This window comes from Pseudomonas ekonensis (assembly GCF_019145435.1).
Taxonomy (GTDB): domain Bacteria; phylum Pseudomonadota; class Gammaproteobacteria; order Pseudomonadales; family Pseudomonadaceae; genus Aquipseudomonas; species Aquipseudomonas ekonensis.
In genome coordinates this window covers 57,040-77,064 of record NZ_JAHSTS010000001.1, presented here as the reverse complement: position 1 = coordinate 77,064, position 20,025 = coordinate 57,040, and the positions used below count along the sequence as shown (strand labels likewise).

The window sequence follows — 20,025 nt, the reverse complement described above, 5'->3', positions numbered from 1 at the left end:
GGTCAGCGCTTGAACGCCTTCACTTCAGCTTCACGCAGGCGCGGGGCCAGTTTGTCCAGCACGCCGTTGACGAACTTGTGGCCGTCGGTCGAACCGAAGACCTTCGCCAGCTCGATGCCTTCGTTGATCACCACGCGGTAAGGCACGTCGACGCGCTTGAGCAGTTCCCAGGTGGACAGACGCAGCACCGCCAGCTCGACCGGATCCAGCTCTTCGATGGTCAGGTCCAGGCAAGGCGTGAGGGCGTTGTCGATTTCGGTGCGGTTGGCCGGAACCCCGTGCAGGATCTCGCGGAAGTACGCGCCGTCGACATCGGTGAAATCGTTGTCGACCCGAAACTGTGCCTCGATCTCGTTCAACGAAGCCCGGGCCATGTGCCACTGGTACAGCGCCTGCGTCGCGAGCTGACGGGCTTCGCGGCGCTTGGCGCTTTTCGAGGGCTTGCCGGCGTTCGCAGGTTTCGGATCGCGCGGGTTGAAACGATCGCTGTCGTCGCTAATCACTTGGCCTCCAACTGCGCCAGCAGGCTGACCATTTCCAGGGCGGACAGGGCAGCTTCGGCACCTTTGTTGCCGGCCTTGGTGCCGGAACGTTCGATGGCTTGCTCGATGGAATCGACGGTCAGCACGCCGAAGGCGACCGGTACGCCGAATTCCATGGAGACCTGGGCCAGGCCCTTGGTGCATTCGCCGGCCACGTATTCGAAGTGCGGGGTGCCGCCACGAATGACCGCGCCCAGCGCGATGATCGCCGCGAATTCGCCTTTCTGGGCGACTTTCTGCGCGACCAGAGGAATTTCGAAGGCGCCCGGTGCGCGGATGATGGTGATGTCGCTTTCGTTCACGCCGTGGCGAACCAGGGCATCGACTGCGCCGCTGACCAGGCTTTCAACCACGAAGCTGTTGAAACGGCCCACTACCAAAGCGTAGCGGCCTTTTGGAGCGATGAAAGTACCTTCGATGGTCTTCAGGGTCATTCGTCAGATCTCTTAAAGAGCCGGGACGCGTCTGTTACGCGCCCCTCAGGGATATTTGAACCGCGAATCAAGGGCCGGAAACAACCGGTCATCATTCGGAGGGCACGTATTCTACAACTTCCAGATCGAAACCGGATATCGCGTTGAACTTCATCGGCGCGCTCATCAGGCGCATCTTGCGCACGCCCAGGTCGCGCAGGATCTGCGAACCGGCGCCGACGATGCTGTAGGTGGTCGGCTTTTTCGCCGCCGCCTGGTCGCCGGTTTCGCGGATGTGCGCCAGCAGCACGTCGCCGTCGAGCGGGTGACCGAGCAGCAGTACCACGCCGCTGCCGGCCTCGGCCACGGCGGCCATGGCGGCGCGCAGGCTCCAGCGCCCCGGTTGCTTGACCATCAGCAGGTCGCGCAGCGGATCCATGTTGTGCACGCGCACCAGGGTCGGCTCTTCGGCGCAGACGTTGCCCAGGGTCAGGGCCATGTGCACGTCGCCTTCGACCGAATCACGGTAGGTGACCAGGTTGAACTGGCCCAGTTCGCTGTCCAGCGGCTGCTCGGCGATCCGCTGAACGGTACGTTCGTGGATCATCCGGTAGTGGATCAGGTCGGCGATGGTGCCGATCTTGATGTTGTGTTCGGCGGCGAAGGTTTCCAGTTCCGCGCGGCGGGACATGGTGCCGTCGTCGTTCATCACTTCGCAGATCACCCCGCTCGGCTCGAAACCGGCCATGCGCGCCAGGTCGCAGGCGGCTTCGGTGTGGCCGGCGCGGGCCAGGGTGCCGCCGGCCTGGGCCATCAGCGGGAAGATGTGGCCGGGGCTGACGATGTCTTCGGCCTTGGCGTCCTTGGCGGCCGCGGCCTGCACGGTGCGGGCGCGGTCGGCGGCGGAGATGCCGGTGGTCACGCCTTCGGCGGCCTCGATCGAAACAGTGAACTTGGTGCCGAACCCGGAACCGTTGCGCGGCGCCATCAGCGGCAGCTTCAGGGTCTCGCAGCGCTCGCGGGTCATCGGCATGCAGATCAGGCCGCGGGCGTGCTTGGCCATGAAGTTGATGTGCTCGGCCTTGCAGCATTCGGCGGCCATGATCAGGTCGCCTTCGTTCTCGCGGTCTTCGTCATCCATGAGGATGACCATCTTGCCTTGGCGGATGTCTTCAACCAGCTCTTCGATGCTATTGAGCGCCACAAGGCACCCCCATTCTTTCAGAAATTGAGTTTCAGGATTTGAGATAGCCGTTGGCGGCCAGGAAGCTTTCGGTGATGGTGCCGCCGGCGCTCGGCTCGGCGGCCTTGTCGCCCAGCAGCAGGCGCTCCAGGTAGCGCGCCAGCAGGTCGACCTCCAGGTTCACCCGGCGGCCCGGCTTGTAGGACGCCATGATGGTTTCGCTCAAGGTGTGCGGGATGATCGTCAGCAGGAACTCGGCGCCGTCCACCGCGTTCACCGTCAGGCTGGTGCCGTCCACGGTGATCGAGCCCTTGTGGGCGATGTACCTGGCCAGCTCCTTCGGCGCGCGGATGCGAAATTCCACGGCGCGGGCGTTGTCGGAGCGCGACACCACCTCGCCGACGCCGTCGACGTGGCCGCTGACCAGGTGCCCGCCCAGGCGGGTGGTCGGGGTCAGGGCCTTTTCCAGGTTGACCGGGCTGCCGCTCTTGAGGTCATTCATGGCGGTGCAGTCGAGGGTTTCGCGGCTGACGTCGGCGGCGAAGCCGTTGCCCGGCAGCTCGACCGCTGTCAGGCACACGCCGTTGACCGCGATGCTGTCGCCCAGCTTGACGTCGCTCAGGTCGAGCTTGCCGGTTTCGACATGCACCCGCACGTCACCGCCCTTGGGGGTCAGTGCACGGATGCTGCCGATGGATTCGATGATGCCGGTGAACATGGGGTTCTCCTTGAGAACGGCGCCTGCGCTAACGCGATGGCCGGGAATTATACGCTCGCGGCAGGCAGAGGGATTGCGGTGACTCGCCAGTCATCGCCCACCGCGCGGATTTCGCTGATTTTCAGTGCCGGGGCGTCCTTCATGTGCGCCAGCGGCCAGTCGAGCAACGGACGCGCCGCGGAGCCCAAGAACTTGCCGGCGATGAAGATCACGAACTCGTCGACCAGCCCCTGCTGCGCAAAGGCGCCGGCCAGGCGCGGCCCGGCTTCGACCAGCACTTCGTTGACGCCGCGGCCGGCCAGTTCGGTCAGCAGCCGGCGCAGGTCGACCTGGCCGTCATCGCCCGGCACATGCAGGCATTCGGGGCCGTCGGCGTGCTGCTCTTCCACGGCCGCGCAGGTGGCGACCAGCGCCGGACCTGCCTTGAAGAACGGTGCGTCCGGCGGCACCCGCAGGCGTCCGTCGACCAGCACCCGCAGCGGTGGGCGGCTCATGGCCAGCGCGGTCTGCGCCGCATCCAGCCCCAACTCCTCAGCACGCACGGTCAAGCGTGCGCCATCGGCCAGTACCGTGTCGGCGCCGGTCAGCACCACGCTGGCCTGGGCCCGCAGGCGCTGCACCGCCGAGCGTGCGGCGGGCCCGGTGATCCATTGGCTCTCCCCGCTCGCCATGGCCGTGCGACCGTCGAGGCTCATGGCCAGCTTGACCCGCACGAACGGCAAGCCGTGTTCCATGCGCTTGAGAAAGCCTTCGTTGAGCTTGCGCGCCTCGCCTTCCAGCACCCCGCTGGCGGTGGCGATGCCGGCGTCGGCCAGGCGTTGCAGGCCCTGGCCTGCCACCTGCGGATTCGGATCCTGCATGGCCGCCACCACACGCCCGACGCCGGCCTTGACCAACGCGTCGGCGCACGGCGGCGTGCGGCCATGGTGGCTGCACGGCTCAAGGGTGACGTAAGCGGTGGCGCCCCGGGCCAGTTCACCGGCAGCGCGCAGGGCATGGACTTCGGCGTGAGGCTCGCCGGCGCGTTCGTGCCAGCCTTCGCCGACGATCTGCCCGTCGCGCACGATCACGCAGCCGACCCGCGGGTTCGGATGGGTCGTGTAGTGGCCCTTGCGCGCCAGCTCCAGGGCCCGGGCCATGAAGTGCGCGTCGAGGACGGCCTGTTCGGCGGCGGTCATTCTTTCACCGGCTCGCGGGCCAGGCGGTCGATCTCTTCGCGGAACTCGTTGAGGTCCTGGAAGCGGCGGTACACCGACGCGAAGCGGATGTAGGCGACTTCGTCGAGCTTTTTCAGTTCGGCCATCACCAGCTCACCGACCACGAGGGACTTGACCTCGCGCTCGCCGGTGGCGCGCAGCTTGTGCTTGATGTGCACCAGGGAGGACTCGAGGCGCTCGACGCTGACCGGACGCTTCTCCAGCGCACGCTGCATGCCGGCGCGCAGTTTCTCTTCGTCGAAGGGTTGGCGGCTGCCGTCGGTTTTGATCAGGCGCGGCAACACAAGCTCGGCCGTCTCGAACGTCGTGAAGCGTTCGCCGCAGGCCAGGCATTCACGCCGGCGGCGCACCTGCTCGCCCTCGGCGACCAGACGCGAGTCGATGACCTTGGTGTCGTTGGCACCGCAGAAGGGACAGTGCATGGTGGCTGGCAACAAAAAATGGGAGGGCCATGGTAGCGCATCCCCGTGGCAAGACAAGCCATAGGCTTTGCGGTATACAGACTGCCATGATCTGACGATCCATGGATTTCACTTTTACGGAGCCGCCAATGCCGTTACGTCCGCTCGTTTTGCTCAGTCTCTTCAGCCTGCTGGTGGCCTGCGGCAGCGACGCGCCCAAGCCCCAGCCGCCGACGCCGGGACCTGCGCCGCAGCAGGCGCAGAAAAAGGCCAGGGAAGCCGCCGACCTCGGCCCGCTGCCGGCCTACCAGCGCGAGCTGAGCGGCACCCTGCAAGGCGTGCCCGCCGGGGCCGAAGTCGAACTGGCGCTGCTGGTGATCGACGAGAAGGACCGGCCGCAGCAACTGCTGGCCAGCGCCACGCTGATCGGCAACGACCAGGCGCTGCCGTTCCACCTGCGCTTCAACCCCGACGCCTTCCCCGCCGGCGCCCGGGTCGAGCTGCGCGGCCGCGCCAGCCAGTCCGGCCAACTGATCCTGCACTTGCCGTCGCAGACCATCGCCCAGCCGACCACCCAGGCCCTGGGTCCGCTGCAATTTGTAAAAGCACCATGAATGCGCCGTTCGACCTGCAGCAGGCCTTGAGCGGACTGCTCGGCGACGCCCGGCTGGTGGCTTGCCCGCTGCCGGGCGCCGATCTGCGCCTGTGGCTGATCGACGGCGACAACATGGCCCGGGAATTCACCCCGGACGAGACCCGCCGCATCCTCCACGAGCCGCCGTACTGGAGCTTCTGCTGGGCCAGCGGCCTGGCGGTGGCGCGCTACCTGGCCGAACATCCCGAATGGGTCAGGGGCAAGCGGGTGCTGGACTTCGGCGCGGGCTCGGGGATCGCCGGGATCGCCGCGGTGAAGGCCGGCGCGCTGGAAGTGGTGGCCTGCGACCTCGACCCGTTGGCGATTGCCGCATGCCGGGCGAACGCAAGCCTCAACGGCGTGGAGATGGGCTACTCGACGGACTTCTTCGCCGAGGCGGACCGCTTCGACCTGATCCTGGTCGCCGACGTGCTCTACGACCGGGCCAACCTGCCGCTGCTCGACGCGTTCCTCAGCCGCGGGCGCGAGGCCTTGGTGGCCGACTCCCGGGTGCGCGACTTCCGCCATCCGCAGTACACCCGCATCGAGATGCTGGAAGCCATGACCCTGCCGGACCTGGCCGAGCCGGAGGAGTTCCGGCATGTCAGCCTTTACCATGCGCGGCGCTAGCCCAACGCTTCCGGCCGCCCCCCGCCAAGCCGTATAGTTGCCCCATTCACGCTTTCACGAGAGCCCCCATGAGCGAGCAAACGCCGTACATCTTCGACGCCACGACCGCCGATTTCGACCGGTCGGTGATCGAGAACTCCTTCCACAAACCGGTGCTGGTGGATTTCTGGGCCGAGTGGTGCGCGCCGTGCAAGGCGCTGATGCCGATGCTCCAGGGCATCGCCGAGAGCTATCAGGGCGAGCTGCTGCTGGCCAAGGTCAACTGCGACATCGAGCAGGACATCGTCGCCCGCTTCGGCATCCGCAGCCTGCCGACCGTGGTGCTGTTCAAGGACGGCCAGCCGGTGGACGGCTTTGCCGGGGCGCAGCCTGAATCCGCCGTGCGCGCGATGCTCGAGCCCCATGTGCAGATGCCGCCGCCGGCCGCCGCCGACCCGTTCGAACAGGCCCGGGCGCTGTTCGACGCCGGCCGGTTCGCGGACGCCGAAGCGGCGCTGGCGGTGATCCTGGGCGAAGACAACACCAACGCCAAGGCGCTGATCCTGTACGCCCGCTGCCTCACCGAACGCGGCGAACTGGGCGAGGCGCAGACCGTGCTCGACGCGGTCAAGAGCGATGAGCACAAGGCCGCGCTGGCCGGGGCCAAGGCCCAGATCAAGTTCCTCGGCCTGGCCCGGGACCTGCCGGACGCCGCCGAGCTCAAGGCGCGCCTTGCGCAGAACCCGCAGGACGATGAAGCGGTGTACCGACTGGCGATCCAGCAACTGGCCCGCCAGCAGTACGAAGCGGCGCTGGACGCCCTGCTCAAGCTGTTCATCCGCAACCGCAGCTACGGCGAAGGCCTGCCGCACAAGACCCTGCTGCAAGTGTTCGAACTGCTGGGCAACGATCACCCGCTGGTGACCACCTACCGGCGCAAGGTGTTCGCGGCGCTGTACTGACCGGTCACTCGATCCAGCTGTAGAGCGGCGTGTCCCCGCCGCTCGCTACCTTCACCTGCGCGCAGTGCCGCAGCCGCACCAGCAGGCGCTTGCCCGCCGCAGCGCTGCCGGTCAGCCCTTCCAGTTGCTCCAGCAGGTCCGGCCCACTGAGTTGCCCGGCCTTGCACAGCAGCTCCCGCGCCGTCTGCCACAGCGCGTCGTCCTGGTTCGACGGTTTCGCCGCCGGCGTTGCGCCAGCCTGGGGCGCCGCCTGCAAGGACGCGCCGAAGTGCGAACCGAGCCGCGCCCAGTCGCCGTCATCCAGCTCCAGCGTCAAGTCCACCGGCAGGTCGCCGACGGTTCCGCGTATCCGCAACATAAGTTTCGCTCCCGCATCTGTATGGCCGGCATGCTCCCATGGCCGGTGCGCAACGCCAAGCGCACGATGAGCGGCATCCGGCAGATTTCCCGGGAGCGTCTATATTTCTGTTTTTTCCATGGGAAGGATGCCCATGTCCGCAGGCAGGAAACTGGCCTCCAAGGGAGCCCCCACCTCCACCGGTGGCGCGGTGCTCGAAGGCAACGAAAACCTCAGGATCGAAGGGCAGATCATCGCCTCCGTCGGGCAGCTCGCCAGTTGCCCGGCCTGCAGCGCCGGCCAAGGGCCGATCGTCGCGGTGGGCGAGCGCACCCTGATGCTGCCCGCAGGCCCTGCGGCGCTTGAGGGCGACTACGTCGCCTGCGGCTGTCCGCCCATGGCCAACAAGGTGCTGACCCAGCAGCACAGCGGCTACGCCGGCATCGGCCGGCCGGCGCCCATCGACATGGGCCCGCCGATCGCCGCCCTGGCGTCCCGCCGGTATCTTCAGGTGATCGTCGAGCGCCAGGACGACACCGAGAAGCCGGGCCTGGCCTACCGCCTCAAGGACAAGAACAAGGCCGCCATCCTCCAGGACAGCACCTGCACGGCCACCGGCGAAGGCTGCGAACACGCCGTCGAGAACCCCGAAGACTACGACACCCTGCTGGTCGGCGAAGACGCCGAGTGGTCGTTCTATGCCTACGAAGAGCCGCTGGATCAGGAGTCGCCATGAAATCGGAAATCAAACTGGTCTTTAAGGACTTCCTGATGCAGGCGCCCCGTGGCGTGAAGTTTCAGTTGCTGATCGACGGCGACGTCGTCGACGACGCGATCACGCAAGCCGACGGCCTCGACCAGACGTACCTGCTGCAGCCGGACAAGCTGCAGACCCTCGTCACCGTCAAGGACACAGGGAAGACCAAGACCATCAAGACCCGCGACAGCCATGAAGTCAGCCTGCGGGTCGTCGGGACGTCCGGCGCGCAGAAGGCGCTCAACACCGCCACGCTGAAGCCGGGCACACGCCTGACGATGGTGGCCGTGTCGCCCTGGGTCAGGGTGCCCCTGTCCACCACCGGGGCCGTCACGAACGATGTGTTCTATGAGGTGGAATACGGGGTCAAGCGCAAGAACCAGACCCGCACCGTCAAGGTGATGATCCAGGACATGCCGCGCCGGATACTGCTCGCGGCCCTTCAGCACCGGGGCTCCACGGCATGGGCCGGCAAAACGAGCAAAAAGTCGCTGGAGCACCCGACGCTCAAGCAGAGCGTGGAGTTCGCGGCCGGCACCAACAAATGCAACCTGTTCGTGTACGACGTGCTGACCTCCATCGGGGTCAACGTGGCGCTGATCGAGCACGGCAAGTCGAAATACTTGCCGGGCGTCAAGAATCTCAGCCCGCCGCTGGCCGGCGAGTGGGCCGACGACACCCGGCTGCTCAACAACTGGAAGGTGGAGCGTTCGGCTTTACCCGGCGACATTGGCGCGTATGCTGTCAATTATTCCAATGCGAGCGGCCATGTCGGGTTCATCCTGGCCCAGGGCGTATGCATTTCCGCCGGCTGGGAGAGAGTCGAAGTCAACGACGCCGGCTTCCGGCAGATCGCAGGCAACGGCATCGACAGCGATCATGACTTCACCATTTTCCGACGGTACAAGCACAGCAAACCCCAATGAAACGACTTTTCTGGATTCTCCCGGTGCTGGCGCTGGCACTGATCGCGGCCTGGCGGTTCTGGTCGCCCGCCGATCTGACGGCCTGCCCGGCCGGCGACGGCGCGCCGGGGCCCCTGAGCGCATTCGTCCACGGCTACTTCGAACGCAACGGCCGGGTGGACTGGCGCGAACTCGACAACCGCTTCGACGTGCTCTCCACGCCCCAGGGCCGCACGATTGCCGATCAGCCCCAGGCCTATGCCTGCGAGGCCGTGCAGATCCTGCAGAGCCCGGCGTTCAGCCAGAGCGAGAAGGTCTACACCGCCGCGCTGATGTTCCGGCTGCCGATCGGCCAGTACCTGGGCTTCATGGACCGCAGCCATCAGTTGTACGAGCAGGCCAGCATCGACCGGGAGGTGCTGACATTGGTGGTGCACCCGCGCGGCACCGCCGTCGATTACTGGTGGCTGCCGGCCTGGCGCGAGCGCTTCAACCGCGATGCGCCGGACGTGCTGGAGGCCGGGTTCATCCGTCAGGTGCTGTCGGGCCGCTACTGGTTCGACTATCCGGGCAACGGGTTCTGACCGTCCGGACGCCTTCGAACGCCTGAGCGTTGCCCGCGACCTGGCGCGGGCAGCGTGCGCCATGTCTTGCGCAATGCGGGGCGGGCGGGCAAACTCTCCGCACTTTCGTTATAAGATTACATAACAAACTCTTCACTTTACTTTCCGGAGACCGCCATGCGCCGTCTGCTGCTCGCTTTGCCGTTTGCCCTGTTGCCGCTGGCCGTCGCCCAGGCCGCCGACGAGCATGACCATGACCACGAACATGGCAGCCTCGGCGCCCACGAGCATGGTGTCGGCCGCCTGAACGCCGCGCTCGACGGCCAGACCCTGGAGCTGGAACTGGAAAGCCCGGCGATGAACCTGGTCGGCTTCGAACACGCCGCCACCAGTGAAGCCGACAAGGCCAAGGTCGCCGCCGCCCGCGCGCAGCTCGAGCAACCGCTGGCGCTGTTCAGCCTGCCGGCCGCCGCCGGCTGCAAGGTCACCCGCCAGGAACTGGAAAGCCCGCTGTTCGGCGACAAGCCCGACGACGCCGACGACCATGACGACGACCATGACGAGGAAGCCGACAAGGACGGCCACGAGCATCACCACGACCACAGCGAGATCCACGCCCATTACCGGTTCAGTTGCGCGACACCGGGTGCGCTGAAGGCGCTGGACCTTTCGAAGGTGTTCAGCACCTTCCCGGCCACCCAAAAGATCCAGGTGCAACTGATCGGCCCGAGCGGCCAGCAAGGCACCGAAGTCACGGCCAAGGCCGCTGCCCTGACGCTCTGAACCCACCCAAACCCAGTGGGATCGGCACCATGACCCAAGCACTCATCGAACTGTCGGACCTGGGCTTCAGCTGGCCCGGCCACCCGCCGCTGCTGGACATCCCGGCGTTCCGTCTGGAGGCCGGCGAAACCCTGTTCCTCAAGGGCCCCAGCGGCAGCGGCAAGACCACCCTGCTCGGCTTGCTCGGCGGGGTGCAGAAGCCCGGCCGCGGCAGCATCCGCCTGCTCGGCCAGGAACTGACCGACCTCGGCGCCGGCGCCCGCGACCGCTTCCGGGTCGATCACACCGGCTACATCTTCCAGCAGTTCAACCTGCTGCCGTTCCTGTCGGTGCGCGAGAACGTCGAGCTGCCGTGCCACTTCTCGAAGCTGCGGGCGCAGCGGGCCCGGCAGCGCCACGGCAGCGTCGACCAGGCCGCCGCCACCCTGCTCGCCCACCTGGGCCTGAACGATGAAGGCATCCTCGGCCGCCGCGCCGATTCGCTGTCCATCGGCCAGCAACAACGGGTGGCGGCGGCGCGGGCCTTGATCGGCCAGCCGGAACTGGTGATCGCCGACGAACCCACCTCGGCGCTGGACCACGACGCCCGGGAAAACTTCATCCGCCTGCTGTTCGCCGAATGCCGCGACGCCGGATCGAGCCTGCTGTTCGTCAGCCACGACCAGAGCCTGGCCCCGCTGTTCGACCGTCACCTGTCCCTGGCCGAACTCAATCGCGCCGCCACGTCCGCCGAGGTCTGAGATGTATCTGTTCCGCCTGGCCATGGCCAGCCTGGCCAACCGCCGCTTCACCGCCCTGCTGACCGCGTTCGCGATCGCCCTCTCCGTCTGCCTGCTGCTGGCGGTGGAGCGGGTGCGCACCGAGGCCAAGGCCAGTTTCGCCAGCACCATCAGCGGCACCGACCTGATCGTCGGCGCCCGCTCGGGCTCGGTGAACCTGCTGCTGTACTCGGTGTTCCGCATCGGCAACGCCACCAACAACATCCGCTGGGACAGCTTCGAGCGGTTCGCCAATGACCCGAAAGTGAAATGGGCGATCCCCATGTCCCTCGGCGACTCCCACCGGGGCTACCGGGTGATGGGCACCACCGGCGCCTACTTCGAGCATTACCTTTACGGCCGCCAGCAGCACCTGGCCCTGGCCGCCGGCCGCGCCTTCGCCACCGATCCGTTCGAAGTGGTGCTCGGCGCCGAAGTGGCCGAGGCGCTGCACTACAAGCTCGGCGACAAACTGGTGCTGGCCCACGGCGTGGCGGCGATCAGCCTGGTCAAGCACGACGACAAGCCGTTCACCGTGGTCGGCATCCTCCAGCGCACCGGCACGCCGGTGGACCGCACGCTGCACATCAGCCTGGGCGGCATGGAGGCGATCCACATCGACTGGCACAACGGCGTGCCGGCCCGGGGCAACGGGCGGATCAGCGCCGACCAGGCGCGCAACATGGACCTGACGCCCCAGGCGATCACGGCGTTCATGCTCGGCCTCAACAGCAAGATTTCCACCTTCGCCCTGCAACGGGAGATCAACGAATTCCGTGGCGAACCGCTGCTGGCGATCCTGCCCGGCGTGGCCCTTCAGGAGCTGTGGAGCCTGATGGGCACCGCCGAAAAGGCCCTGTTCGTGGTGTCGCTGTTCGTCGTGCTGACCGGGTTGATCGGCATGCTCACGGCGATCCTCACCAGCCTCAACGAGCGCCGCCGGGAGATGGCGATCCTGCGTTCGGTGGGTGCACGGCCCTGGCACATCGCAAGCCTGCTGGTGCTGGAGGCTTTCGCCCTGGCGCTGGCCGGGACGCTGGCCGGGCTGGCCCTGCTGTACGCCGGCATCGCCGTGGCGCAAGGTTACGTGCAGGCCAACTACGGGCTGTACCTGCCGCTGGCCTGGCCGAGCGAGTATGAATGGACGCTGCTCGGTGGCATTCTGGCGGCCGCGCTGCTGATGGGCAGCGTGCCGGCCTGGCGCGCCTACCGCCAATCTTTGGCCGATGGCCTGTCGATCCGTCTATGAGGATGTTCCCCATGCCCCGCGCCGCGCTCGCGCTGCTGTTGCTGATGGCCCTGCCCGTGTGGGCGGCCGCGCCGAAAGACCTGACCTGGTCGGAGATGATCCCGCCGGACGCGCCGGCGGAGACGCCGAACATGACGCCGCTGCACGATCTGTCGAAGATGGGCGACGCGTTGTCCGCCGAGTCCGCGCCCGCCGCCAAGCAGGACATGCCCAATGCCCCGGTGGTGCAGAGCCTCGACGGGCAGAACGTACGCCTGCCGGGCTACATCGTGCCGCTGGAGGTCAGCGAGGAAGGCCGCACCACGGACTTCCTGCTGGTGCCGTACTTCGGCGCCTGCATCCACGTGCCGCCACCGCCCTCGAACCAGATCGTGCACGTGAAGAGCGAAGTGGGCGTGAAGCTCGATGAGCTGTACCAGCCGTACTGGGTCGAGGGGCCGCTGCAGGTCAAGCCGTCCACCAGCGAACTGGCCGACGCCGGGTATCAGATGGCGGCGGACAAGATCTATGTGTATGAACTGCCGGAGTGAATCCGCCGTTCACGGCGGCGCCCGGGCGGCCCCATCGCCAGCAGGCTGGCGATGGGGCCGGCGAAGTTCCGCAGAAAAAACGACGATCACTGTTTCATTGAGCTGAATCAAAAGACCGTATCAGACGGCTCCGTACCATTTGGACATCGAACATTTTCAACGTCCTTTTGGAGCCCCCATGAACAAGTCCTTGCTCAGCGCCTCGCTGTTTGCATTTGCGCTCGCAGCCCCGCTCGCCCATGCCCACGAAGCCGGCGACATCATCGTTCGCGCCGGTGCGATCACCGTCAACCCGAAGGCCGACAGCTCCAGCGTCAAGGTCGACCAGGGTCCGTTGAGCGGCGCCAACCTGGGCGGCAAGGCGACCATGAGCAGCGACACCCAACTGGGCCTGAACTTCGCCTACATGATCACCCCGAACCTGGGCGTCGAGCTGCTCGCCGCGACCCCGTTCGAACATGACGTGAAGCTCAAGGGCACAGGCCTCGCCGCCGCCAACGGCAAGCTCGGCACCCTCAAGCACCTGCCGCCGACCCTGAGCCTGGTCTACTACCCGCTGGACTCGAAGTCGGCCTTCCAGCCGTACATCGGCGGCGGCATCAACTACACCTGGATCTACGACGAGCACGTCGGCAGCCAGGCCCAGTCCAACGGCTTCAGCAACTTCAAGGCGAAGAACTCCTGGGGCCTGGCCTGGCAGGTCGGCGCCGACTACATGCTGACCGACAACATCATGCTCAACGCCCAGGTGCGCTACATCGACATCGACACCCGCGCCACCGTGGAGAACAACGCCGTGGCCCCGGGCACCCGCGCACGGGTGAACGTGGACGTCGATCCGTTTGTGTACATGGTCGGTCTGGGCTACAAGTTCTAAGAACGTTCACGTGGTGGTGGATGAGGGCTAATGCGGCGAGGGGACTCGTTCCCGCCGGGCTGCGACAGCGGCCCCGGACCGGACAGAAGCGGTGCTTCAGAAAAACCGCGTTGACTGGATCTGCGACTGCTGCGCAGTCGAGCGGGAGCGAGCGCCCTCGCCACAGGGATCGCATCGAGCATCAAAGCGATACCCCGCCCGCAAAAAAGGCGCCTGCAAAGGCGCCTTTTTTGTGTCTTCGGATTATTGCCCCAGCAACCGCGCCAGGCCGACGCTCATCGGCGTCTGCGCCGGCAGGTCGAAGCGCTCCAGCAAACGCCGGTTGTCGGCCCGCGAGTGGCGGATGTCGCCGGAGCGGGCCGGGCCGTAGCTCACGGCCGGCAGCTGCCCGACGACCTTTTCCAGCTCGGCCAGCATCTGCTTGAGGTTGGTCGCGCGGTTCCAGCCGACGTTCACCGCCCCCGGTTGCGCCTCCGGTTTTTCGATGGCCTGCACCAATACATCGACCAGGTCTTCGACGTAGAGGAAATCGCGGGTCTGCTCGCCGTCGCCGAACACGGTGATCGGCAGGCCTTTCTGCGCCCGCTCGCTGAAGATGCTGATCACCCCGGAATACGGCGAGGACGGATCCTGGCGCGGGCCGAAAATGTTGAAGAAACGGAAGATCACCGGTTCCAGGCCGTGCTGACGGCGGTAGAAGTCAAAGTAATGCTCGCCCGCCAGCTTGTCCGACGCGTAGGGCGTCAACGGGGCCTTGGGGGTGTCTTCGTCAATTGCCTGGCCTTCGCCGTTGTTGCCGTACACCGCCGCGCTGGAGGCGAACAGCACACGCTTGACGCCGGCCACGCGCATGGCCTCGCAGACGTTCAAGGTGCCGATGAAGTTGCTCTGGTGGGTCTTCACCGGGTCGTCCACCGATGCCTGCACCGATGCCACGGCGGCCAGGTGGGCGACCGCGCTGCAGCCCTGCATCGCCGTGGCGACCAGCGCCGCGTCGGCGACATCGCCGACCACCAGTTCGACCTTGGGGTTGTCCAGCGGCAGGTTGCTGCGCTTGCCGGTGGACAGGTCGTCGAGCACCCGCACCGAACGGCCCGTGGCGAGCAGGGCGTCGACCAGGTGCGAGCCGATGAAACCGGCGCCGCCGGTGATTAAAACAGGGCCTTCAGCCATGACGGTAAAACCTATCCAATAAGCCCGGGAGGGCGGCGCGCCAGGCGCGCGGCTTGATCCCGAAGGTGTGCAGAATTTTCTTGCAGGCCAGCACCGCGTGCTGCGGCTCTTCGGCGGCGTCGGGACGCGCGGCGTGGGCCTGGGCGGTCGGCGCCTCGACGGCCAGCGGATGCAGGCCGCGGGCTTCGGTCAGGATCGCCTGGCCCAGCGCCAACGGCGTGGTCGCCTCCTGGCCGGCGTAATGGTAGGTGCCCCACAGCGGCGCCGCGCAATCGAGTTGCTTGAGCACCGAAATGATCACCCGTGCCGCATCGTCCACCGGGGTCGGATTGCCCCGGCGGTCATCGGCCAGGAGCAGTTCGTCCGGCTGTTCGGCGCGGGCGAGGAAACGGCCCAGCGTGCCCTCAGGGCTGTCGTCCAGCAGCCAGCCGAAGCGCAGCAGCACATGCTGCGGGCAGGTGGCGCGCACGCTCTGCTCGATGCGCCACAGGGCCTGGCCGCGCAGGCCCAGCGGAACCGGTTCGTCCTTTTCGCTGTAGGCGGTGGCGCGGGAGCCGTCGAACACCCGGTAGCTGGAAGGCTGCAACAGGATGATGTTGTGGTGCTGGCACAGTTCGGCCAGACGCTCGATGGCGCGTTCCTGCCCGGCCAGGCGGCTTTCGCTGACGGCCTCGGCCTGGAACCAGTCGAAATAGTAGGCGAGGTTGATCAACGCGTCGGGACGGGTGTCGTCGAGCAGTTGGGTCAGGCTCGCGGCATCCCAGCCGTCTTCGGGCGGGCGGGGGGCGAGGAAACCGATGTCTTCCTCTGCACCGAGGCGAATCAGCGCCTGCCCAAGGGCATTTCCGCCGCCCAGTAACATAAGGCGCATTCGCATAGAGTCAGCAGGCCCAGTCTGATGGGAAACATGGCGATGGCGGCGGCGCGGCGGGCGCCGCCGCCGGTCATTGCCGGAATCGTTGCATTTTGCGGGTTTAGTGCGCAACCGTCACCCGCAAAGTGTAGATCCCCCCGGTTTTGTGGTGCGGCGATCGGGGTCACCGAAGATCCCCAGCGGTACTTGCATCTTCGAACGCCCGCCCGCATAACTGGCCCATGAATCTGCCCCTCCCCGCCGACAGCGCCCTGGCAGGCTTTCATCCCGCCGTCAGCGCCTGGTTCGCCAGCACGTTCCCGACGGTCACCGCCGCCCAGGCCCGCGCCTGGCCGCTGATCCGCCAGCGCCGCTCGACCCTGATCGCGGCGCCCACCGGCTCCGGCAAGACCCTCACCGCTTTCCTTGCCGTGCTCGACGATCTCGTCCGCCGTGGCCTGGAAAACCCCGACGGGCTGCCGGACGCGACCCTGGTGGTCTACGTTTCGCCGCTCAAGGCGTTGTCCAACGACATCCGCATCAACCTGCAGGATCCGCTCGCCGGCATCTCCGACCAATTGCGCCGCACGGACTTGCCGGCGCTGGAGATCACCACCGCCGTACGCACCGGCGACACCCCGCAGAACGACCGCGCCGCGATGCGCAAGCGTGCGCCGCACATTCTGGTGACCACCCCCGAATCGCTTTACGTGCTGCTCGGCTCGGAGTCCGGACGGCAGATGCTCGGCACCGCGCGCACGGTGATCGTCGATGAGATCCACGCCATGGCCGCCAGCAAGCGCGGCAGCCACCTGGCCCTGAGCCTTGAGCGTTTGCAGGCATTGTGCCCGGAGCCGCTTTTGCGCATCGGCCTGTCGGCCACGCAGACGCCCATCGAGACGGTGGCGCGGTTTCTGGTCGGCCATGGCCGCCCCTGCGAGATCATCGATATCGGCCATGCCCGGCCGAGGGATCTGGGCATCGAGGTGCCGCCCGTGCCGCTGTCGGCGGTGATGGCCAACGACGTCTGGGAACGGGTCTACGAGCGCCTCGCCACGTTGGTGCGCGAGCACCGCACCACCCTGGTGTTCGTCAACACCCGGCGCCTGGCCGAACGCCTGAGCCGGCACCTGAGCGAGCGCCTGGGCAAGGACGCGGTGGCGGCGCACCACGGCAGCCTGGCCAAGGAATCGCGGCTGGAGGCCGAACAGCGGCTCAAGCGCGGCGAGCTGCGCGTGCTGGTGGCCACTGCCGCGCTGGAGCTGGGCATCGACATCGGCGAAGTCGACCTGGTGTGCCAGATCGCCTCGCCGCGCTCGATCGCCGCGTTCCTGCAAAGGGTCGGGCGTTCCGGGCACCAGGTCGGCGGCACGCCCAAGGGCCGCCTGTTCGCCACCTCCCGCGATGACCTGATCGAATGCGCGGCCCTGCTCGACTGCGTGCGCCGGGGCGAACTCGACCGCCTGCACATCCCCGAGGCGCCGCTGGACGTGCTGGCGCAGCAGATCGTCGCCGAAGTCAGTTGCCGGGAATGGGACGAAGCCGGGCTGCTGGCGCTGCTGCGCCAGGCCGAGCCTTATGCCGGCCTCGACGACAAGCACTATCAGGCGCTGCTGACGATGCTCGCCGAAGGCTACAACGGCCGCCAGGGCATCCGCAGCGCCTACCTGCACCGCGACGCCGTCGGCCGCACCTTGCGCGGCCGGCGCGGCGCGCGGCTGACCGCGGTGACCAGCGGCGGCACCATCCCGGACAACGCCGACTACAGCGTGCTGCTGGAGCCTCAGGGCCTGAACGTCGGCAGCGTCAACGAAGACTTCGCCGTGGAGAGCATCGCCGGCGACGTGTTCCAGCTCGGCAACACGTCCTACCGCATCCTGCGGGTGGAGACCGGCAAGCTACGGGTCGAAGACGCCCAAGGTCAGCCGCCGACCATTCCGTTCTGGCTCGGCGAGGCGCCGGGACGCAGCGCCGAGCTGTCGGCGGCGGTGGCCCGCCTGCATGCGCAGCTCGACGCCTTGCTCGGCGCCCGCCCCGGCGAGCTGCAACCGGCCCTCGACTGGCTGACCGCGATCCTCGGCCTGAACCCTGAAAGCGCCGGGCAACTGGTGGACTACCTGGCCTGCGCCCGCCAGTCCTTCGGCGCCCTGCCCTCGCAGGACACGCTGCTGATGGAGCGTTTCTTCGACGAGTCCGGCGGCACCCAACTGATCATCCACTCGCCGTTCGGCAGCCGCATCAACCGCGCCTGGGGCCTGGCCCTGCGCAAGCGCTTCTGCCGCACCTTCAACTTCGAGCTGCAGGCGGCCGCCAGCGAAGACGCGATCGTGCTGTCGCTGTCCACCAGCCACAGCTTCGCCCTCGACGACGTCTGGCGTTACCTGCGCAGCGACAGCGCCGAACACGTGCTGATCCAGGCGCTGCTGGACGCACCGCTGTTCGGCGTGCGCTGGCGCTGGAACGCCGGGGTGGCGCTGGCCTTGCCGCGTTTCGTCGGCGGGCGCAAGGTCGCACCGCAATTGCAGCGGATGAAAAGCGAAGACCTGATCGCCAGCGTGTTTCCCGACCAGATCGCCTGCCTCGAGAACCTCGCCGGCGAGCGTGAGATCCCGGACCATCCGCTGGTCGAGCAGACCCTCGACGACTGCCTGCACGAAGCGATGGACACCGAAGGCTGGCTCGCCCTGTTGCGGCGCATCGAGCGCGGCGACGTGCGCCTGGTCAGCCGCGACCTGCCGGCGCCCTCGCCGCTGGCCGCCGAGATCCTCAGCGCCCGCCCCTACACCTTCCTCGACGACGCACCGCTGGAGGAACGCCGCACCCAAGCGGTGCTCAACCGACGCTGGAGCGACCCGCAGTCCACCGACGACCTCGGCGCGCTGGACGCCGAGGCGATTGCCGCCGTGGCGCAAGAGGCCTGGCCGGCGCCGGGCAACATCGACGAAATGCACGAAGCGCTGATGAGCCTGGCCTGCGTCAGCGACCGCGAGGCCCAGGCCAATCCCCGCTGGCCGCAATGGCTGGAGACCTTGGCCGACAGCGGCCGCGCCTGCCGTTTGCGGATCGATCCGCAGCGGCAACTGTGGCTGGCGCGGGAACGCCTGGCCTGCCTGCTGGCGCTTTATCCACAGGCCGAACGGCATCCGGCCGTAGCGCCGCTGCCCGGCTTCGACGAGGCCTGGTCGGCCGATGAGGCGCTGGTCGAGGTGATCCGTGCCCGGCTCAGCGGCTTCGGCCCGTTGCCGGTGCAGGCCATCGGCGAGCCGTTGGCGTTGTCGGCGTCGCTCGTCCAGCAGGCCCTGGCCCGCCTGGAGCACGAGGGCTATGTGCTGCGCGGGCGCTTCACGCCGGGGCTGGACACCGAAGAGTGGTGCGAGCGGCACCTGCTGGCGCGGATCCACCGCTACACGGTCAAGCGCCTGCGCCGGGAAATCGAACCGGTGACGCTGCAGGACTTCATGCGGTTCCTGTTCGACTGGCAGCATCTGTCGGCCGCCACCCAAGGCCAGGGCAACGCCGTGCTGCCGGCCATCGTCGCCCAGTTCGAAGGCTACCCGGCGGCCGCGTCGGCCTGGGACAGCGACCTGCTGCCGGCCAGGCTCAAAGACTATTCGCCGGGCTGGCTGGACGAGCTGTGCCGCAGCGGCAAACAGGTGTGGATGCGCCTGAACGCCCGCCCTGCCCCGGGCGGCAACGCCCTGCGCAGCACGCCGGTGGTGCTGCTGCCGCGCAGCCGGGTGGGGCTGTGGAGCGGGCTGGCCGAGCAGACGCCGAGCGATGAACTGTCGCCCAAAGCCCAAAAGGTGTTCGAGGCCCTGAGCCTGCACGGCGCGCTGTTTTTCGACGAACTGATCCACGAAGCGCACCTGCTGCGTTCGGAACTGGAGACCGCCTTGCAGGAACTGGTGGGCGCGGGCCTGGTGAACGCCGACAGCTTCGCCGGCCTGCGGGCGCTGACCGCCCCGGCCGGCAAACGCCCGCAACGCAGCCACCGGCGCGGTCGCGGCGCCTTCACAGGCGGCATGGACGATGCCGGACGCTGGGCCTTGCTGCGGCGCGGCGCGCCTGTGGATAAACACCAGGCCCTGGAACACATCGCCATGACCCTGCTGCGCCGCTACGGCGTGGTGTTCTGGCGCTTGCTGGAGCGCGAGGCGGACTGGCTGCCGAGCTGGCGCGAGCTGCTCCACACCTTCCATCGCCTCGAGGCCCGGGGCGAGATCCGCGGCGGACGCTTCGTCAGCGGCCTGGCGGGCGAGCAGTTCGCCCTGCCCGAAGCGATCCCGCTGCTCCGCGAGGTCCGTCGCCGGCCCCCTGACGGCAGCCTCGTGGCGGTGTGCGGGGTCGACCCGCTGAACCTGGCCGGCACCCTGTTGCCGGGCGCGAAAGTGCCGGCGCTGGCGGGCAACCGGCTGGTGTACCGCGACGGCGTGCCGGCGGCCGCCGAGATCGCCGGCAAACAGCAATACTGGCTGGAGCTGGCGCCGGACGCCATGACGGCGCTGCGCAACAGACTGATCCAGCACAAATAGAGGCGTGTCGGTCGCGGCGGGCAACCTCT

The 20,025-nt window shown here is 67.6% G+C and carries 21 protein-coding genes; 12 read left to right on the top strand and 9 right to left on the bottom strand.

Annotated elements, in window-relative coordinates:
• Positions 1-2: 2 nt before the first annotated feature.
• The 6 genes from nusB to nrdR form a co-directional block, all read right to left on the bottom strand.
• The gene (gene nusB, locus KVG96_RS00445) at positions 3-503 is read right to left on the bottom strand and encodes a transcription antitermination factor NusB (protein WP_217890410.1); all 501 of its coding nucleotides are present in this window, start codon (positions 501-503) and stop codon (positions 3-5) included.
• On the bottom strand, positions 500-976 hold the full coding sequence (gene ribH / locus KVG96_RS00440; protein ID WP_217890409.1) for a 6,7-dimethyl-8-ribityllumazine synthase: 477 nt from the start codon (positions 974-976) through the stop codon (positions 500-502). The genes nusB and ribH overlap by 4 nt, the downstream gene beginning before the upstream one ends.
• Positions 977-1,067: 91 nt before the next feature.
• Positions 1,068-2,159, bottom strand: coding sequence for a bifunctional 3,4-dihydroxy-2-butanone-4-phosphate synthase/GTP cyclohydrolase II (gene ribBA, locus KVG96_RS00435; RefSeq protein WP_085585886.1), 1,092 nt, complete (start codon positions 2,157-2,159; stop codon positions 1,068-1,070).
• 31 nt (positions 2,160-2,190) lie between these two features.
• Positions 2,191-2,856, bottom strand: coding sequence for a riboflavin synthase (locus KVG96_RS00430; RefSeq protein ID WP_217890408.1), 666 nt, complete (start codon positions 2,854-2,856; stop codon positions 2,191-2,193).
• 47 nt (positions 2,857-2,903) lie between these two features.
• On the bottom strand, positions 2,904-4,034 hold the full coding sequence (ribD, locus tag KVG96_RS00425) for a bifunctional diaminohydroxyphosphoribosylaminopyrimidine deaminase/5-amino-6-(5-phosphoribosylamino)uracil reductase RibD (protein ID WP_217890407.1): 1,131 nt from the start codon (positions 4,032-4,034) through the stop codon (positions 2,904-2,906).
• Complete coding sequence (gene nrdR / locus KVG96_RS00420) at positions 4,031-4,495, bottom strand: transcriptional regulator NrdR (protein WP_007906838.1); 465 nt, start codon at positions 4,493-4,495, stop codon at positions 4,031-4,033. The genes ribD and nrdR overlap by 4 nt, the downstream gene beginning before the upstream one ends.
• Positions 4,496-4,623: 128 nt before the next feature.
• Here nrdR and KVG96_RS00415 point away from each other — a divergent pair, with 128 nt between their 5' ends.
• From KVG96_RS00415 to trxA, 3 genes are all read left to right on the top strand, one after another.
• Positions 4,624-5,088 carry a YbaY family lipoprotein gene (locus tag KVG96_RS00415; protein ID WP_217890406.1) on the top strand — a complete coding sequence of 155 codons (465 nt, stop codon included), beginning with the start codon at positions 4,624-4,626 and terminating at the stop codon, positions 5,086-5,088.
• Positions 5,085-5,738 carry a class I SAM-dependent methyltransferase gene (locus KVG96_RS00410; RefSeq protein ID WP_217890405.1) on the top strand — a complete coding sequence of 218 codons (654 nt, stop codon included), beginning with the start codon at positions 5,085-5,087 and terminating at the stop codon, positions 5,736-5,738. The genes KVG96_RS00415 and KVG96_RS00410 overlap by 4 nt, the downstream gene beginning before the upstream one ends.
• A gap of 68 nt (positions 5,739-5,806) precedes the next feature.
• Positions 5,807-6,679: a thioredoxin gene (gene trxA, locus KVG96_RS00405; RefSeq protein WP_217890404.1), complete on the top strand. Its 873-nt coding sequence runs from the start codon at positions 5,807-5,809 to the stop codon at positions 6,677-6,679.
• Positions 6,680-6,683: 4 nt separating this feature from the next.
• Here trxA and KVG96_RS00400 read toward each other — a convergent pair whose 3' ends face one another.
• Positions 6,684-7,037: a hypothetical protein gene (locus tag KVG96_RS00400; RefSeq protein ID WP_217890403.1), complete on the bottom strand. Its 354-nt coding sequence runs from the start codon at positions 7,035-7,037 to the stop codon at positions 6,684-6,686.
• A 133-nt stretch (positions 7,038-7,170) separates the two neighbouring features.
• Between KVG96_RS00400 and KVG96_RS27445 the strand changes: the two genes are divergently transcribed.
• From KVG96_RS27445 to KVG96_RS00355, 8 genes are all read left to right on the top strand, one after another.
• A complete protein-coding gene (locus KVG96_RS27445; RefSeq protein ID WP_225927193.1) occupies positions 7,171-7,752 on the top strand; it encodes a PAAR domain-containing protein in 582 nt (193 codons plus the stop codon).
• Positions 7,749-8,699 (top strand): CHAP domain-containing protein, encoded by a 951-nt coding sequence (locus KVG96_RS00385; RefSeq protein WP_217890402.1) that lies wholly within the window; start codon positions 7,749-7,751, stop codon positions 8,697-8,699. Before KVG96_RS27445 ends, KVG96_RS00385 begins: the two co-directional genes overlap by 4 nt.
• On the top strand, positions 8,696-9,262 hold the full coding sequence (locus tag KVG96_RS00380; RefSeq protein WP_217890401.1) for a hypothetical protein: 567 nt from the start codon (positions 8,696-8,698) through the stop codon (positions 9,260-9,262). The genes KVG96_RS00385 and KVG96_RS00380 overlap by 4 nt, the downstream gene beginning before the upstream one ends.
• A 156-nt stretch (positions 9,263-9,418) precedes the next feature.
• Positions 9,419-10,024, top strand: coding sequence for a DUF2796 domain-containing protein (locus KVG96_RS00375; RefSeq protein WP_217890400.1), 606 nt, complete (start codon positions 9,419-9,421; stop codon positions 10,022-10,024).
• A gap of 29 nt (positions 10,025-10,053) precedes the next feature.
• On the top strand, positions 10,054-10,764 hold the full coding sequence (locus tag KVG96_RS00370; RefSeq protein ID WP_217890399.1) for an ABC transporter ATP-binding protein: 711 nt from the start codon (positions 10,054-10,056) through the stop codon (positions 10,762-10,764).
• 1 nt (position 10,765) lies between these two features.
• Positions 10,766-12,031 (top strand): ABC transporter permease, encoded by a 1,266-nt coding sequence (locus KVG96_RS00365; protein ID WP_217890398.1) that lies wholly within the window; start codon positions 10,766-10,768, stop codon positions 12,029-12,031.
• Positions 12,032-12,042: 11 nt separating this feature from the next.
• On the top strand, positions 12,043-12,561 hold the full coding sequence (locus tag KVG96_RS00360) for a DUF3299 domain-containing protein (protein WP_217890397.1): 519 nt from the start codon (positions 12,043-12,045) through the stop codon (positions 12,559-12,561).
• Positions 12,562-12,739: 178 nt separating this feature from the next.
• The gene (locus KVG96_RS00355; protein ID WP_085585859.1) at positions 12,740-13,438 is read left to right on the top strand and encodes an OmpW/AlkL family protein; all 699 of its coding nucleotides are present in this window, start codon (positions 12,740-12,742) and stop codon (positions 13,436-13,438) included.
• Positions 13,439-13,681: 243 nt separating this feature from the next.
• Here the strand turns inward: KVG96_RS00355 and KVG96_RS00350 are convergent, their stop codons facing one another.
• Together KVG96_RS00350 and KVG96_RS00345 are read right to left on the bottom strand one after the other, a co-directional pair.
• Positions 13,682-14,611 (bottom strand): NAD-dependent epimerase/dehydratase family protein, encoded by a 930-nt coding sequence (locus KVG96_RS00350; protein ID WP_217890396.1) that lies wholly within the window; start codon positions 14,609-14,611, stop codon positions 13,682-13,684.
• Positions 14,604-15,488: a sugar nucleotide-binding protein gene (locus KVG96_RS00345; RefSeq protein ID WP_085585855.1), complete on the bottom strand. Its 885-nt coding sequence runs from the start codon at positions 15,486-15,488 to the stop codon at positions 14,604-14,606. Before KVG96_RS00345 ends, KVG96_RS00350 begins: the two co-directional genes overlap by 8 nt.
• Before the next feature lie 218 nt (positions 15,489-15,706).
• Here KVG96_RS00345 and KVG96_RS00340 point away from each other — a divergent pair, with 218 nt between their 5' ends.
• Positions 15,707-19,996, top strand: coding sequence for a DEAD/DEAH box helicase (locus KVG96_RS00340; RefSeq protein ID WP_217890395.1), 4,290 nt, complete (start codon positions 15,707-15,709; stop codon positions 19,994-19,996).
• Positions 19,997-20,025: the final 29 nt, after the last annotated feature.

Excerpts from the sequence above, each read along its gene's own strand:
- ribH (WP_217890409.1), bottom strand. The coding sequence starts at position 976 with ATGACCCTGAAGACCATCGAAGGTACTTTCATCGCTCCAAAAGGCCGC.
- KVG96_RS00430 (WP_217890408.1), bottom strand. The coding sequence starts at position 2,856 with ATGTTCACCGGCATCATCGAATCCATCGGCAGCATCCGTGCACTGACC.
- ribD (WP_217890407.1), bottom strand. The coding sequence starts at position 4,034 with ATGACCGCCGCCGAACAGGCCGTCCTCGACGCGCACTTCATGGCCCGG.
- nrdR (WP_007906838.1), bottom strand. The coding sequence starts at position 4,495 with ATGCACTGTCCCTTCTGCGGTGCCAACGACACCAAGGTCATCGACTCG.
- KVG96_RS00415 (WP_217890406.1), top strand. The coding sequence starts at position 4,624 with ATGCCGTTACGTCCGCTCGTTTTGCTCAGTCTCTTCAGCCTGCTGGTG.
- KVG96_RS00410 (WP_217890405.1), top strand. The coding sequence starts at position 5,085 with ATGAATGCGCCGTTCGACCTGCAGCAGGCCTTGAGCGGACTGCTCGGC.
- trxA (WP_217890404.1), top strand. The coding sequence starts at position 5,807 with ATGAGCGAGCAAACGCCGTACATCTTCGACGCCACGACCGCCGATTTC.
- KVG96_RS00400 (WP_217890403.1), bottom strand. The coding sequence starts at position 7,037 with ATGTTGCGGATACGCGGAACCGTCGGCGACCTGCCGGTGGACTTGACG.
- KVG96_RS27445 (WP_225927193.1), top strand. The coding sequence starts at position 7,171 with ATGTCCGCAGGCAGGAAACTGGCCTCCAAGGGAGCCCCCACCTCCACC.
- KVG96_RS00385 (WP_217890402.1), top strand. The coding sequence starts at position 7,749 with ATGAAATCGGAAATCAAACTGGTCTTTAAGGACTTCCTGATGCAGGCG.
- KVG96_RS00380 (WP_217890401.1), top strand. The coding sequence starts at position 8,696 with ATGAAACGACTTTTCTGGATTCTCCCGGTGCTGGCGCTGGCACTGATC.
- KVG96_RS00375 (WP_217890400.1), top strand. The coding sequence starts at position 9,419 with ATGCGCCGTCTGCTGCTCGCTTTGCCGTTTGCCCTGTTGCCGCTGGCC.
- KVG96_RS00370 (WP_217890399.1), top strand. The coding sequence starts at position 10,054 with ATGACCCAAGCACTCATCGAACTGTCGGACCTGGGCTTCAGCTGGCCC.
- KVG96_RS00365 (WP_217890398.1), top strand. The coding sequence starts at position 10,766 with ATGTATCTGTTCCGCCTGGCCATGGCCAGCCTGGCCAACCGCCGCTTC.
- KVG96_RS00360 (WP_217890397.1), top strand. The coding sequence starts at position 12,043 with ATGCCCCGCGCCGCGCTCGCGCTGCTGTTGCTGATGGCCCTGCCCGTG.
- KVG96_RS00355 (WP_085585859.1), top strand. The coding sequence starts at position 12,740 with ATGAACAAGTCCTTGCTCAGCGCCTCGCTGTTTGCATTTGCGCTCGCA.
- KVG96_RS00350 (WP_217890396.1), bottom strand. The coding sequence starts at position 14,611 with ATGGCTGAAGGCCCTGTTTTAATCACCGGCGGCGCCGGTTTCATCGGC.
- KVG96_RS00345 (WP_085585855.1), bottom strand. The coding sequence starts at position 15,488 with ATGCGAATGCGCCTTATGTTACTGGGCGGCGGAAATGCCCTTGGGCAG.
- KVG96_RS00340 (WP_217890395.1), top strand. The coding sequence starts at position 15,707 with ATGAATCTGCCCCTCCCCGCCGACAGCGCCCTGGCAGGCTTTCATCCC.